This is a genomic window from Deinococcus rubellus, from assembly GCF_025244745.1.
Taxonomy (GTDB): Bacteria; Deinococcota; Deinococci; order Deinococcales; family Deinococcaceae; genus Deinococcus; species Deinococcus rubellus.
In genome coordinates this window covers 2404200-2417586 of the sequence record NZ_CP104213.1, presented here as the reverse complement: position 1 = coordinate 2417586, position 13387 = coordinate 2404200, and the positions used below count along the sequence as shown (strand labels likewise).

15 protein-coding genes are annotated in these 13387 nt (G+C 68.0%); 9 read left to right on the top strand and 6 right to left on the bottom strand.

All coding sequences use genetic code 11. From position 1 onward, the window contains the following. Genes N0D28_RS12420 through N0D28_RS12415 form a run of 3 tightly spaced genes read left to right on the top strand, consistent with a single transcriptional unit; the run spans position 1 to position 1605 of the window. Positions 1-522, top strand: coding sequence for a gluconokinase (locus N0D28_RS12420; RefSeq protein ID WP_260559820.1), 522 nt, complete (start codon positions 1-3; stop codon positions 520-522). Then, a complete protein-coding gene (locus tag N0D28_RS15715) occupies positions 458-688 on the top strand; it encodes a DUF2256 domain-containing protein (RefSeq protein ID WP_376777628.1) in 231 nt (76 codons plus the stop codon). The genes N0D28_RS12420 and N0D28_RS15715 overlap by 65 nt, the downstream gene beginning before the upstream one ends. After that, the gene (locus tag N0D28_RS12415; protein WP_376777627.1) at positions 661-1605 is read left to right on the top strand and encodes an apurinic/apyrimidinic endonuclease family protein; all 945 of its coding nucleotides are present in this window, start codon (positions 661-663) and stop codon (positions 1603-1605) included. The genes N0D28_RS15715 and N0D28_RS12415 overlap by 28 nt, the downstream gene beginning before the upstream one ends. Before the next feature lie 251 nt (positions 1606-1856). Here the strand turns inward: N0D28_RS12415 and N0D28_RS12410 are convergent, their stop codons facing one another. From N0D28_RS12410 to N0D28_RS12395, 4 genes are all read right to left on the bottom strand, one after another. Next, the gene (locus N0D28_RS12410; RefSeq protein WP_260559818.1) at positions 1857-2390 is read right to left on the bottom strand and encodes a copper chaperone PCu(A)C; all 534 of its coding nucleotides are present in this window, start codon (positions 2388-2390) and stop codon (positions 1857-1859) included. A 32-nt stretch (positions 2391-2422) separates the two neighbouring features. Beyond that, entirely contained in the window at positions 2423-2818 is a 396-nt protein-coding gene (locus N0D28_RS12405; protein ID WP_260559817.1) for a DUF2946 family protein, read from the bottom strand. Between the two features lie 74 nt (positions 2819-2892). Beyond that, positions 2893-3723, bottom strand: coding sequence for an orotidine-5'-phosphate decarboxylase (gene pyrF, locus N0D28_RS12400; RefSeq protein ID WP_260559816.1), 831 nt, complete (start codon positions 3721-3723; stop codon positions 2893-2895). Between the two features lies 1 nt (position 3724). Next, complete coding sequence (locus N0D28_RS12395; RefSeq protein ID WP_260559815.1) at positions 3725-4618, bottom strand: class I SAM-dependent methyltransferase; 894 nt, start codon at positions 4616-4618, stop codon at positions 3725-3727. Between the two features lie 164 nt (positions 4619-4782). Here N0D28_RS12395 and metK point away from each other — a divergent pair, with 164 nt between their 5' ends. The 3 genes from metK (at position 4783) to N0D28_RS12380 (ending at position 8170) form a co-directional block, all read left to right on the top strand. Beyond that, a complete protein-coding gene (gene metK / locus N0D28_RS12390; RefSeq protein ID WP_260559814.1) occupies positions 4783-6027 on the top strand; it encodes a methionine adenosyltransferase in 1245 nt (414 codons plus the stop codon). A gap of 140 nt (positions 6028-6167) precedes the next feature. After that, positions 6168-6932, top strand: coding sequence for a hypothetical protein (locus N0D28_RS12385; protein ID WP_260559813.1), 765 nt, complete (start codon positions 6168-6170; stop codon positions 6930-6932). A gap of 53 nt (positions 6933-6985) precedes the next feature. Then, a complete protein-coding gene (locus N0D28_RS12380; RefSeq protein WP_260559812.1) occupies positions 6986-8170 on the top strand; it encodes an MFS transporter in 1185 nt (394 codons plus the stop codon). A gap of 21 nt (positions 8171-8191) precedes the next feature. Here N0D28_RS12380 and N0D28_RS12375 read toward each other — a convergent pair whose 3' ends face one another. Together N0D28_RS12375 and N0D28_RS12370 are read right to left on the bottom strand one after the other, a co-directional pair. After that, on the bottom strand, positions 8192-8569 hold the full coding sequence (locus tag N0D28_RS12375) for a hypothetical protein (protein WP_260559811.1): 378 nt from the start codon (positions 8567-8569) through the stop codon (positions 8192-8194). After that, positions 8569-9690, bottom strand: a complete 1122-nt coding sequence (locus tag N0D28_RS12370; protein ID WP_260559810.1) for a butyrate kinase — start codon at positions 9688-9690, stop codon at positions 8569-8571. The genes N0D28_RS12375 and N0D28_RS12370 overlap by 1 nt, the downstream gene beginning before the upstream one ends. 97 nt (positions 9691-9787) lie before the next feature. Between N0D28_RS12370 and N0D28_RS12365 the strand changes: the two genes are divergently transcribed. The 3 genes from N0D28_RS12365 to N0D28_RS12355 are packed head-to-tail and all read left to right on the top strand — an operon-like array spanning position 9788 to position 13323. Further along, positions 9788-11212 (top strand): S1C family serine protease, encoded by a 1425-nt coding sequence (locus N0D28_RS12365; RefSeq protein WP_260559809.1) that lies wholly within the window; start codon positions 9788-9790, stop codon positions 11210-11212. A gap of 53 nt (positions 11213-11265) precedes the next feature. Next, entirely contained in the window at positions 11266-12666 is a 1401-nt protein-coding gene (locus tag N0D28_RS12360; RefSeq protein WP_260559808.1) for a tRNA nucleotidyltransferase/poly(A) polymerase family protein, read from the top strand. A gap of 42 nt (positions 12667-12708) precedes the next feature. Further along, positions 12709-13323 carry a site-2 protease family protein gene (locus N0D28_RS12355; RefSeq protein WP_260559807.1) on the top strand — a complete coding sequence of 205 codons (615 nt, stop codon included), beginning with the start codon at positions 12709-12711 and terminating at the stop codon, positions 13321-13323. Positions 13324-13387 lie beyond the last annotated feature (64 nt).

The following is a 13387-nucleotide window of genomic DNA, read 5'->3' as shown; positions in this document are numbered from 1 at the left end:
ATGCCCACCTCCCCGTTTGCCCAACTGATCGTGATGGGCGTTTCCGGCTCCGGCAAGACCACCCTGGGGCAAGGTCTGGCAGCGTATTACGGCTTCGTGTTTCTGGACGCCGACGACTTTCATACGCTGGACGCCAAGGCCAAGATGGCGCGCGGCGAGGGCCTGACCGATGCAGACCGCGCGCCCTGGCTGGCCCGCCTGAAGGCCGCCCTGGAGCAGCACACCGCCGGGGGAGAGGGCGTGGTGCTGGCCTGCTCGGCACTCAAGGCCAGCTACCGAACGGCGCTCAGCGGGCCGCAGACTGGCTTCATTTACCTGGACGTGCCGCAGGGCGTGCTGCGCACCCGGTTGGAGGAGCGCCAGGGCAGTTACGCCAAGGCTTCGCTGCTGCCCAGTCAGCTCGCCGCGCTGGAGAAACCCGGCCCGGACGAAGCCGTGACCGTTCACGTGAAGGCCGATGAGGACGCTGGTCTGGTGCTGGCGGACGCGCTGCGGCAACTCGCTGAGAAGCATGCCCGCTAAATCTGCCGCTAGGCCGATGGGCGGCGGCAAAAAGCCTTCCGAGCGCCCCCAGAAAATGTGTCCGGTGTGTGGCCGCCCGTTTGCCTGGCGCAAGAAGTGGGAGCGCGATTGGGACACGGTCGTCTACTGCTCGGACAGATGCCGGACGCAGGGAAAAAAGTCGTGAGCGCGCCCGCCTTCGGTCTGGTCTGTATGACCCAGGGTCCGGAACTGCGGTTCCGTACCATCACCCTCAAGCGCTACCGCTCGCTGGACGCGCCCGAGCGGTACCCGGCCCTGCGCGACCTTTACGCCTCCAACACCGCCAAACTGGCCAGCGCCGCCGCCTACTGTGTGGCGCGCGGCATTCGGCTCTTCCGGATGTCGGCAGCCCTTTACCCGATGCTCGATCTGCTGGACGACCCCACCGGACAGGCCGTGCTGGATGAACTCGCGCCCGAGCTGACGGCGGCGGGGCAGGCCTTTCATGATGCGGGCGTGCGGGTGTTGATTCACCCCGACCAGTACATCGTTCTCAACTCCGAGCGGGCCGAGGTGCGAGTAAGCAGTCTGCACCAGTTTCTGACGCACGCCGACGTGCTCGACCGCCTGGGTTTCGAGCGCAGTCCGTACCACGGCATGATCCTGCACGGCGGCAAGGGGGGGCGCGCGGGTGTGCTGGCCGAGGTCATCCGCGATCTGCCCGACACGGCGCGGCTGCGCCTGGTGCTGGAAAACGACGAGCGCGCCTACAGCCCCGCCGAGCTGCTGCCGGTTTGCCAGGCCACCGGCACGCCGCTGGTCTTCGATGCCCACCACCACGTCGTTCATGACAAGCTGGAGGGGCAGGAAGACCCCAGCGTGCGCGAGTGGGTGCTGGCGGCGCGGGCCACCTGGACGCCGCCCGCGTGGCAGGTCGTTCACCTCAGCAACGGCATCGATGGACCACAGGACCGCCGCCACAGCCACCTGATCACCGATGTTCCCAGCGCCTACTTCGACGTGCCCTGGATCGAGGTGGAGGCCAAGGGCAAGGAGGAAGCGGTGCTGGCGCTGATCGGGGGGCAAACGCCGCAGACCCACTCACTGTTCTCTGGCTCCTGATGGGCATCCCGGCAGCCATGCGCCGCCCCTTGCGTCAGTTGTTCTGATTCTCGCGCTGCTCGGCTGAGGCTACGCCCAGACTGCCGCCCCGCATCGTCCCCTACCACCGCGTCAACTTCGAACGACTCGCCGCTGCTGAGCCACTCGTTATGTTGGAGGACAACGACGCGGTATGGACGCTGTGGGCCGTTGTTGGGGCCAAGCTCAGCCCTGGCGATGCTCCTCGTATAGGCGGCGGCGCACTGCCTGGCTCAGAGTCGCTTGACTGGCACTTTGAGGGTCAGCGGTGCGTAGCCGACGAAATTCAGTGTCAGGCTGACGGTCTCGCCGACCAGCGGCACCCGCTTCATGCGGTAGAGCATCAGGTGGTCGCCGCCCGGACTCAGCTTCAGGGTCTGTCCCGGCGCGATGGTCATGGCGGGCAGATCTTTCATACCGGTCATTCCGGCCATGCCGGTCATCTTGGTCTGCTGCATCGGCGTTACCGCCTGGCTCACGCTGGACGTGCCGCCAGTCAGCTTCAGGGCAGTTTTGCCAGTGTTGGTGAGGTTGAGATACACGCTGCCGTCGGCGGTGCCGGGTGGGAGGGCCTGTACGAACGCCCCACTGACCCTGACAGGCGCGGCGGGCAGCTTCGTGGCCGCCTTGCTGGTCGCGGATTTGGTTGGCATCGGCATGGACATGCTGGGCATGCTGTGGTCTGACACGGCATGGTGGTGCTGGGCCTGTGCCGGGGCCGCGAGGGTTAGGGCAATCAAGCTGAACAGTAGGGGAATGCGGGACATTGAATCGACCTCCAGGAGGGAAACGAAAACGATCAGGCTTCGGCTCTGGAAGGGGGTGGGGCGCGGACCTCGGCGTGGCGCAGTGCCAGCAGGTGCGGCTGAGGGTAGGGCACACGGAGAAAACCGGGACGAATCGCTTCAACCAGTGACAGCACGAAGTCCTGGGCTTCCAGCGCGAAGGCGGCGCTGAAACAGAACGGGCAGTGGGCGGCGTGGTGGCTGTGCGGCGAATATGCTGGCGTCTCGCCGGACCTGTCCTTACTGTCCATGTCCATCCCCGCCATGCCGGACAGCGCGGGTAGACCCAGCGCGCCGTTCAGGTTCTGTAGCCCGTTCTGCGGCTCGCGGGTCAGGTAGGCGAACGAGGCCACCAGACACAGCGCTGCCGTCCAGAGAAACAGGAGACGCTGACGGGCCACGGAAGTCACGCGTTCAAGGTAGAGCCGGGAGGTGAGGCGTGATGTCCTGCAAAGGTCTCAGCCCCAAACCCCAACCCCGCCGCTCAGTCTCGGAGCGCCGCGTTCAATTCGTCCCTGAATGTCCGCGCTGCCGATACCGCCGCGTCCACGTCCAGCCCCGCCGCATACTGAATGCCCCGGCTGGCGCTCACCACCGCGCCCGTGCCGCCCGGCAGGAAGGCGGCGGCCAGGTCGGCGGCCCTTGCCCCCTGTGCTCCCAGCCCTGGCAGCAGCAGGGGAGCCTGTGGCATGGCCGCCCGCCACTGGGCCAGTTCCTGCGGATGCGTCGCGCCGACGACTGCACCCACTGAAGACAGGCCGCCGCTGCTCAGGCCGCCCTCGTCCGATCCCAGCCGGGCCACTTCCGCTGCCACCTTCTCGGAAATGCCGCCGCCCTGAAAGTCGGCCTGGCCGGGATTGCTCGTCTTGACCAGCACGAAGACCGCGCCGCCGTATTGCCGCGCTGCGTCCACGAACGGCGTCAAAGTTTCCGCGCCCAGAAACGGGTTGACCGTCAGCGCGTCGCCCGCGTGGTCGCCACTGAGCCAGGCCTGCGCGTAGGCCGCCGCCGTGCTGCCGATGTCGCCGCGCTTGGCGTCCAGAATGATCGGCAGGTCCAGAGCGCGGGCCGCTGTGCAGACTTCTTCCAGCAGCGCCATGCCCCACAGACCCAGCGCCTCGTAGAAGGCGAACTGTGGTTTGACGCAGGCGGCGTAGGGTGCGCAGGCGTCCAGCACGGCCAGGGTATGCTGCCGCAGGGCGTCGCGGTTCCCGTAGGCGTTCAGCCGGGGGTCGAGGCCAAGGCACAGGCGGGTGCCAAACGTCAGGCTGCGCTCGGTCAGGCGCTTGGTAAACGGAACAGGGGTGAGCGTCATTTCAAGGATTCAGTGTAGCTTCCCGCAGCGGAACACCCGTCACCAGCACCTCGTACTTGCCAGTCACGTATACCTTGAAGCCGTGCTTGTGCAGATGCCGCCGTACCAGCGCCACGTCGGCCATCAGAAGCGACAGATCGGGGTCGCGGAAGTTGAGCATCCGCGCGCCGTAGCGCAGTTCGCCGCCCGTGTATCGGCAGTTGGGAAAGCCGACGATCAAGCTGCCACCGGGCTTCAGGTGCTGCTTCATCAATCCGCGTAGGGCCACGTCCAGATTCACCCCCCGGCTTTGCAGCACGCTCAGCGCCACGATCAGGTCGAAGCGGCCCAGGTCGGGACCAAGCGCATTCACATTCCCGGCTTGAAAGGTCCAGGCGGGGTGGCGTTCTCTGGCCAGACCCAAAGCACTCTCGTCCAGATCGATGCCGGTCACTTCAAACTCCCTGCCCGGATACGCCAGCGCCAGGGCGTCCAGCTCGCGGCCTGCGCCCACGCCGACGCTGAGAATCTGTGCGCCCACCTTCAGCCAGGCCCGCTGCAGCGCCTCGGTAAAACCGTGCAGAAACCAGGGATCTTCCAGCTTGTCGACGCGCTGGAACTCGCTCTCTGCGCCGTACCCGCCGCCCCGCAAGGCGGGTGGCAAACGTTGCAGGGTCAGCTCGATGCGCCCACCTTCCAGCACCCCAGGCGTCAGCATCCTCGCGCCCAGCACGTCGGCCACGTCGAGCCAGACCGGATAAGAACGGTGGCGGCCCGCTGCCCCGACTTCCCCGGCGTACAACCCTGCCCCCGCGTCCGGGTCGGGTACGCTGAACCTGACCTCGCCCGTCTCCAGCAGGGCAGCCCGCAGCCGGGGCAGCACCTCGGAGAGCGGCTCAGGCCCAAAAGTGAACATCCGCCCAAGATGACAGATTCGCCGCGCCCCTGTACGCCTGCCCGCCCGGCTTGTTAGATTGACCTCGCGCCGCCGGGCCGGTGAACACTCCTCTCCAGGTCTGTTCTGTGAGACACATCCCGGCTTCCCGCATTATGCGAAGGCTGCGGGGCGCAGAGGCAGATATGCAAAAGTCGCAACCGCACACGCGCGCCAGAACCTACTACACTTCCGAGTCCGTTTCGGAAGGCCACCCCGATAAGCTGGCTGACTTCATCTCCGACAGCATTCTCGACGAATTTCTGCGTCAGGAACCCGGCAGCCGGGTGGCCGTCGAGACGCTGCTGACCACCGGCATGGCCGTGGTGGCGGGCGAGGTCACGGCCCACCGCGCCCATGTGGACGTGCAGCGGGTGGTGCGCGAGGCGGTCAAGGAAGTCGGCTACACCCGCGCCCACTACGGCTTCGATGCCGAGTACAGCGCCGTGCTGGTGGCGCTGCACGAGCAGAGTCCCGACATCGCGGGCGGCGTCAATTTCTCCGAGGAGTGGCGCGGCATGAGCGAGGCCGAGCGTCTGGACCCGGTCAACAAGTACAGCATGATCGGCGCGGGCGACCAGGGGCTGATGTTCGGCTACGCCACCGACGAGACCCCCGAACTGATGCCGCTGCCGATCAGTCTGGCGCACCAGTTGACCCGCCGCCTCGCCGAACTCCGCAAGACCGAGCAACTGACCTACCTGCGCCCCGATGCCAAGGCCCAGGTCACGGTGGTGCGCGAGGCCACCGCTGAGGGCGGGCAGGACACCTGGGTCGATACGGTGGTCATCTCCACCCAGCACGACGAGGAGGTGACCCAGGCCCAGATCCGCACCGATCTGGAAGCCCAGGTGATCCGGGCCGTCATTCCTGCCGAGTATCTGCGCCCCGACACCAAGTTCTTCATCAATCCGTCGGGCAAGTTCGTGATCGGCGGCCCGCACGGCGACACCGGCCTGACCGGACGCAAAATTATCGTGGACACCTACGGCGGCGCGGTGCCGCACGGCGGCGGGGCCTTTTCCGGCAAGGACCCGACCAAGGTGGACCGCTCGGCGGCCTATTACGCCCGCTACATTGCCAAGAATCTGGTGGCGGCGGGTCTGGCCCACAAAGCACTGGTCGAGATCGCCTACGCGATTGGCCGCGCCCATCCGGTGTCGCTGCGGGTCGAGTCCTACGGTACCGGCAACATCAGCGACGAGGCCCTAGCCGAACTGGTCCGCACCCACTTCGACGCCCGCCCGCAGGCCATCATCGCCGAGCTGGATCTGTTGCGCCCCATCTATGCCCAGACCGCCGCCTACGGTCACTTTGGCCGCCCCGAATTTCCCTGGGAGCAGCTCGGCAAGGTGGACGCCCTCAAGGCGGCGGCAGGCGCACTGGCTTAGAGCTGGGCGCGGCAGTCGCTCTGGAATTCGTTCAGGCCGACGCCGGACAGCGCGGCACTGGCCGGAAGTCTGCCTCATGGTTGCTTAAACATCATGCTGCACTACGGCAGCTGTTTCTGGAGCGCCGGTAGAATGATCGGGTGTCCGCTTCTCCTATCGGCTCCGTTTCTCCGGTCGGCCCGGTGGTCAGTCTGACGCTGAGCCGCTACAGCTGGTCCCACGCCTGGGCCGGCATGAGTAAGATGGGGAGTGACCATCCGCACCTGCGCGGTGTGCCTGGCCTGCACTTCTACCGACTGCTGGGCAGCGGGCGCGGCAGCAATCTCGGTCTCGGCGCGGATATGCGGCGCTGGGCCAGGCTGGCGGTGTGGTCGTCGCCCGCCGCCTGTCAGCTCTTTGAGGACAGTCCCTGGCGGCGTCAGGAGCTGGCACTGACGAGGGAGAGCTACACCCTGATACTGCGTCCCACGCGCTGGCACGGGCAGTGGGGCGGCGAATCGCTGTTCGCCTCACCTCCTTCCAGCCCGCCTGAAACGGCCCGTTCGCCCGGGACAGGCCAGATTGCCGTCCTGACACGCGCCGTCATCCGTCCCGCCAAACTGGCCGCCTTCTGGCGCGGCGTGCCCGCCTCGCAAGCGGGCCTGCAAACGCAGCCGGGCCTGCTGGCCTCGGTGGGGCTGGGCGAGGTGCCGCTGCTGCACCAGGCCACCTTCAGTATCTGGCAGGACACGGCCAGTATGCTGGCCTACGCTTATCAGGGTGCGGGCCACCGGGGGGCCATCGCCCGGGCCAGGCGGGGGCATTGGTTCAGTGAGGAGCTGTTCGTCCGTTTTGCCGTGCTGTCCGGGCAGGGAAGCTGGAATGGCCGCGATCCGCTGTGCCCGCAGGCTCCCCACCCGCCATGACAGCTCGGATCGGCCTGACCTTATAGCCCGCCCCGACTTGCTACAGTTCACCCATGTCCGCTTCTTCCCCCAGCCAGCCGGGCCGCTTCAATCTGGCAGCGCTCTTTCTTTCGCAGTCGCTGGCCACCGGGGCCACCACCGCCAGCACCGTGCTGGCCTCGCTGGTCATCAGCGCGCTGGGCCACGAAGCCCTGGCGGGCTTGCCCAGCACCCTGGTCACGCTGGGCGCGGCGGCCTCGGCGGGGTTGTTCGGGATGCTGATGTTGCGAGGCCGCCGTCAGGGGCTGGTGCTGGCCTACCTGCTGGGTGTGGTCGGCGCGCTCATCGGCTTCTGGGGCGCGTGGCAGCAGCATCTGCTGGTCTTTCTGCTCGGTGCGGCGCTGGTCGGTATGTCTCAGGGCGGTTTCCAGCAGGCCCGCTACGCCGCCGCCGAGAGCGTCGCTCCCTCAAGGCGCGGGCTGGTGCTGGGCGCGATGATGTTCGCCTCGGTGCTGGGGTCGGCGCTCTCTACAGCGCTCAGCGGGCCGCTCGCCAACTTTGCCAGCGGGCTGAACACCTCGGCGGAGGTGGTGGGCTGGCTGCTGGCAGCGCTGTTCCTGCTGCTCGGTGCGGGCCTGACCTCGCTGTGGCGGCCTCCGGCTCAGGTCGAGGTGACGGCCCAGGCTGCTGAGGTGGCCCGCGTGCCCATCACGCACCCGCAGGTCTGGCCTGCTGCGCTGGCGGTGGCCGTCTCGCAGGGCCTGATGGTCACGTTGATGAGCCTCACCCCGCTCAGGGCGCACCACATGGGCATGGACCACACCGCCATCGCCGGACTCGTCACGGTGCACATCGCAGGCATGTACGGCTTCGGCTGGCTGACCGGGCCACTGATTGACCGCCTGGGTGTGCGCTTCGGCTATCTGGCCGGGGCGGTGCTGCTGCTGGCCGCTGCGCTCAGCGCGCCGTCGGGTCGCCTGTGGATCGCGCCGAGCATGTTCTTGCTGGGGCTGGGCTGGAATCTGGGCTTCCTGTCGGGCAGCAAGGCGCTCACCGCTTACCGGGGCGCGCAGGGCAAGGTGGACGCCCTGGCCTACCTCAGCGCGGGCTTCGGCACTTTTTTCGGCGGGCTGCTGCTGGGCCGCTTCGGCTTCGAGCCGCTGGCCTGGATCTGTGCGGTCCTCAGTTCACTGCTGCTGATCAGCGCCTGGTGGGGCGGCGCGAGACAGCGGGGGAACGTGGCGGTGGCGGCGGACTGAAGCTGAAGGGTGCGCCGGGCCTCAGCGCATCTGGTCGCGCACCTCACCCAGCGTTTCCAGAAAGGCGTCCAGAAACTCGTCCTCCAGCGCCCGGTCACGGATCAGTTCGTCCTGGGCGGTGGCCGATTGCGCCCGTGTCCATCTCACGCGGGCGTTTCTGGCCTCGTAGACATTGCCCTTACCCGCGACGAAGCGCGCGGCGTGCCTCACCGCCTCAGCGGGGTCGTCTGTCGGCGCGATGGTGATGAGGTTTCGCAGGCCCCCCTGATCGTTGACCAGACTGGCGATCACCTCCACCCGCTGGCCCCGGCGACTCAGAAACACCTGATCGACCCGCCACATGCTGGTGGCACGAATGGGCTGCGCCGGGCGGCGGCTGGCGTGGGGGCGGCGGGCCATCAGGACGGGTCAGCAGCAGTGCTGACGGCGGAATCAGTGGCGTCGGAGTCGGGCGGCGCGCTCCACTCGCGGACTGCCTCCAGGCCCAGCAGCACCCGGCCTGCGCCCTCAGCCAGCGCTTCGAGTTCGAGTTCGCCGGGCAGTACCGTCAGCGGCGCGATCCAGCCGACCCGGCGCTCGATGCGGTCCACGACGCTGCCCCAGCGGGCAATGCCGCCGGTCACGGCGATAGCGTGCGGGCGGGCACTCAGCGCCGCAGCGTAGGCCCCGATGTTCTTGGCGACCTGGTGGGCGAAGGCGTCGGCGGCCAGCTTGACCCGTCCCTCGGTCTTCTCGCGCCGCTCCAGTTCGCGCAGGTCGGCAGTGCCAGTCAGGCTGACGAAGCCCGATTCGCGCAATAGCAGCCGTTCCAGTTCGGCGCGGGGGCGGCTGTAGGCCAGCTCGATCAGCACATGCATCGGCAGGGTTCCGGCGCGGCTGGGGGTGAACGGCCCCTCGTCGAGCCGCGCGCCCGTCGTGTCGATGATCCGCCCGTTCTCGAAGGCGCTGACGCTGACACTGCCGCCCAGGTGAGCGACCACCACGCGGGCGTCCTGAAAACGTACCCCCTGCTCGTGAGAGGCGCGGCGGGCCACCAGCCGGGCATTGAGGGTGTGCAGGCGGCTGAGGCGCTCGGTCCCGGCCAGCCCCGAGACGCGGGCCTCGGGCAGCAGTTCGTCCACGTCCGGCGGATCGACGATGTAGGCGGGCACGCTGCGCGACTCTGCCAGCGAGAGGGCCAGCGCCGCGCCCACATTACTGGTGTGCTCGCCGTTCGGGTGGGTCAGCAGCCACTCGGCCAGTTCGGGGGTGACCCGGTAGGCCCCGGCGTTCAGCGTGCCGATCAGGCCGCAGTGGGCCACCACCGCGTCGGGGGCGGGCCAGTCAGCGGCGGCAGCGCTCAGATCGGCTTCCAGGCCGCCGAGTTCGAGCGGCCCAGTCAGCAGCGCCGAGTGCTCGACCTCAGTTTTTTGCAGCTTGAGGCGCAGTTGAGAGGGCAGGCCCGGGTTATCGCCGCGCTCAATCTCGGCCAGGGCCAGCTTGGTGCTGGTCGAGCCGGGATTGATGACATAGACGATCATGAGAAGTAAGGTAGCAGATCGGCGCGGCGGGAAAGTGGGTGTTCTTCATTCTTCTGGGCATCGTCTTCACGTTTGCGGCGCTTTAATAGGGTCAATTATGGCCAAGTCCACCAATACCGTTGTCATCACCGCCGTGATCGCCGCCGCTGTGGGCCTGGGTCTGGGAGCCACCGTCGTTCACGGCGCGCTGCCGGGCGTGGTCCAGCCCGCCAGCAGCGCCTCATCCACCCTGATCAAAACTGAGGCGGCCCAAAACGCGCAGACCCAGACCACCCAGGCCGCCCCTCCCACCCAGGCCAGCGCTGCCGCGCCCGGCGACGCCACCGCGCCGATCAGCGAGGTGGGGGCCAAGCTGCAAAACGAGGCCAATACCATCTCCATCGTCAAGCAGTACGAGCCGGGACTGGTGTACGTCAGCACCGAGTCGCCCGCCAGCCCTGACCCGTTCAGCCAGCGGCAGGGAGGCGGCAACCAGATTCAGGGCGGCGTCGGCTCGGGATTTTTCGTGGACGAGAGCGGCGACATCCTGACCAACTTTCATGTCGTCACCGAGGACGGCCAGACTTTCCGGGCCAGCATCAAGGTGCGGGTGCAGAGTCAGAAAGACCCGGTGGACGCCGAGATCATCGGCCTCGCGCCGCAGTACGATCTGGCGCTGATCCGGCCCAAGAACATCGACAAGGCGCTGATCAAGCCGATTCCGCTGGGCGATAGCGACGCGCTGGAAGTCGGCCAGAAGACGGTGGCGATGGGCGCGCCGTTCGGCTTTGACTTCAGCGTCTCGGAGGGCATCATCTCCAGCGCCTCGCGGCAGATTCCGATTGGTTTCAGCCTGGCGGCCCTCGGCGGCGCGGGCGGCAACCCGGAAGGCATCACCCAGAAGGCCATTCAGACCGACGCGGCCATCAATCCCGGCAACAGCGGCGGGCCACTGCTCGACAGCACCGGGCGGATCATCGGCATCAACACCCAGATCATCAGCCCGGCGGGGGCGCAGAGCGGCGTGGGCCAGAGCGCGGGCGTGGGCTTCGCCATCCCCATCAACACGGCCAAGAACCTGCTGCCCCGGCTGCGGGCGGCCAAGGGCGGCATCGTGCTGGCCCCCACCATCGGCATTCAGTCGGGGTTGCTGGCGCAGCAAAGTGACGGCAGGGGCGGGGTCGTGGGCGTGCCGGTGGACATCGGGCAGCTCACCGATCAGGCCAGGGCGCAGTTCAAGCTGCCCGCCAGCGGCCTGATTATCGGCGTGGTGACGCCCGGCAGCCCGGCGGCCAAGGCGGGCCTCAAGGCCGGGACGCCACGTCAGTTTCAGGGCGGCCAGATCGCCCTGGGCGGCGACGTGATCGTGAGCGCCGACGGCATGCCGGTCTCCAACTCCGAAGACCTGCAAGGCACCTATATCAGCAAAAAAGCGGGCGACACCGTGAAGCTGGAAGTGGAAAACGGCGGCCAGACCCGCACCGTGAATGTGGTGCTGGACCAGAGCTCATTCTCCACGTTGCCCAGGACGCAGTTCAACTGAGCATATAAGGTACCGGGTTTGCCCCCGATGCCCAGGTGTGAAAGCCTGGGCAGGTGTCAGACACGCTCGCCCACCTGCTGCCCGCCCAGCCGCCACCAACGCTGACACCCGAGACGCTGGGGCAGGCTGGGCAGGTTCTCGACGCCTGGAATCTGGAGGCGCTGGCGGTGCTGGACGGGGGAGAGGTCGTGGGCGCGGCCACGACTGGCGGAACACCTGAGTGGGTGCCGCTGCTGGAGAGCGTGATCAGTCTGGAAGACGCCCGCGCCGCTCTGCGAACCGCGCCCGCCCTGGCGGTGACGCACGCCGGAACTTTCGCCGCCCTGCTGACGCCTGCTGACCTCGCGCCGCCCGCCGCGCCGGAACTGGCCGAACGGGTCTGGGCGGCCCTGGGCGAAGCGGACCAGGAACTGCTGTCGAAGTTGAGCGCCCGACTGAGCGTGGGCACCCTGGCCCTGGTCGGCGGGGCGGTGCGGGACGCTTTGTTGGGCCTCATGCCACTCGATCTCGACATCGTGGTGGTGGGAGCGGACGCGGAGGCGCTGGCGCAGGCGTCGGGGCTGCCGTTCGTCTTTCATCCGGCCTACCGCAATGCCACCCTCAGCTTGCCGGGTGAGCGCAACGCTGATCTGGTGAGCGCCAGAATGGAACGCTACCCGGCCCCCGGCGAGTCGCCGCTGCCGCACCCCGGTACCCTGGCGCAGGATCTGCGGCGGCGCGACTTCTCGCTGAATGCCCTGGCACTGGTGCTGGGAGCGGATGGGCCGGAGCTGCACGACCCGCACGGCGGCCTGACCGAACTGGCCTGGCGAGAGATGCGCCCACTCAGCGCTCGCTCGTTCACCGACGACGCCTCGCGGATAGTGCGCGGCGCACGGCTGGCGGCGCGGCTGGGACTTACGGCCTCGCCGGAACTGCTGGCCCAGGTGCCGCAGGCGCTGGCGGTGGCCGCCCGGACGCCCCGGCTCGACGCCGAGCTGAGATTGCTGCTGGCCGAACCCCAGCCCGGTCAGGCGGCGCGGGTGCTGGAGCGCTGGGGCGCGGGGTCGCTGCTGCCATCTGCCTCGCTACCGGTACTGGACGCGCTGGACGCCCTGCCCGAGCGTCCCGTTGACGCTGTCTACGCGGCGGGCCTGCTCTCCGGCGCGGTGGATGTGCCGAACTGGGAGCTGCGACTGAACCTGGGGCCACGTCCGGCGGCGCTGCTTGTGCGGGCGCTCGGCCACGGTTACGCTGCGCCCGGCAGCCCCGAGGCCGTGCTGCGCGGGGTGCTGCGGCCCCAGGCGTACATCCCGCTGACGGGCAAGGACGTGCTGAAGCTGGGTGTGTCGCCGGGGCCGGGGGTGGGCGAGGCGCTCGCGCATCTGGCCGGGTTGCGCCGGGCGGGGAAGGTCGCCAGCCGCGAGGAGGAGGCGGCGGCGCTGCGAACGTACCTGGGCTTCTCAGCGCCGTGAAGCGGGGCAATTTATCATGAGACGCCCCGTTAGAATGCTCCAATGGGTCTTCTCTCGCTGCTGTCGTCCAATCCCACCGCCTTTGTTATCATCGCACTGGCGCTGATCCTGTCGCTGACCGTTCACGAGTTTGCCCACGCCTACACCGCCGACCGGCTGGGCGACCCCACCCCCCGGCAGTTTGGGCGGGTCACGCTCAATCCGCTGGCCCACCTCGATCCGTTCGGGGCCATTCTGCTGCTGGTGGCGGGTTTCGGCTTCGCCCGCCCGGTACCGGTGAACTTTAACAATCTGGGCCGCTGGGGCATGGTGGCGGTGGCGGCGGCAGGGCCGATCAGTAACATTCTGATCGCGCTGCTGTGCATCCTGCTGCTGCGGGTGCTGCCCGAGACCAATCTTGGCGATACCATTCTGGGCATCGTCGCCAGCATCAACGTCGTGCTGGCGGTCTTCAATCTGATTCCCATTCCGCTGCTCGACGGCTCGCGCATCCTGGCGGGCATTTTCCCCAATACCCTGGGCCGCAGCTTGATGGAGTTCGAGCGGTTGCCCTACGCCTTTCTGATCGTGATGGGCTTCATCTTGCTGGCCCGTGGGCCGCTGAGTAGCGTCATCGGCACAGTGCAGGGCTGGCTGTTCGGGCTGGCAGGGGTCTAGCGCCGGGCACCCAACTCTGTGAGGGGCGGGCCTATGGGGTGGCCCGCCCCTCCCGTTTTCCGGT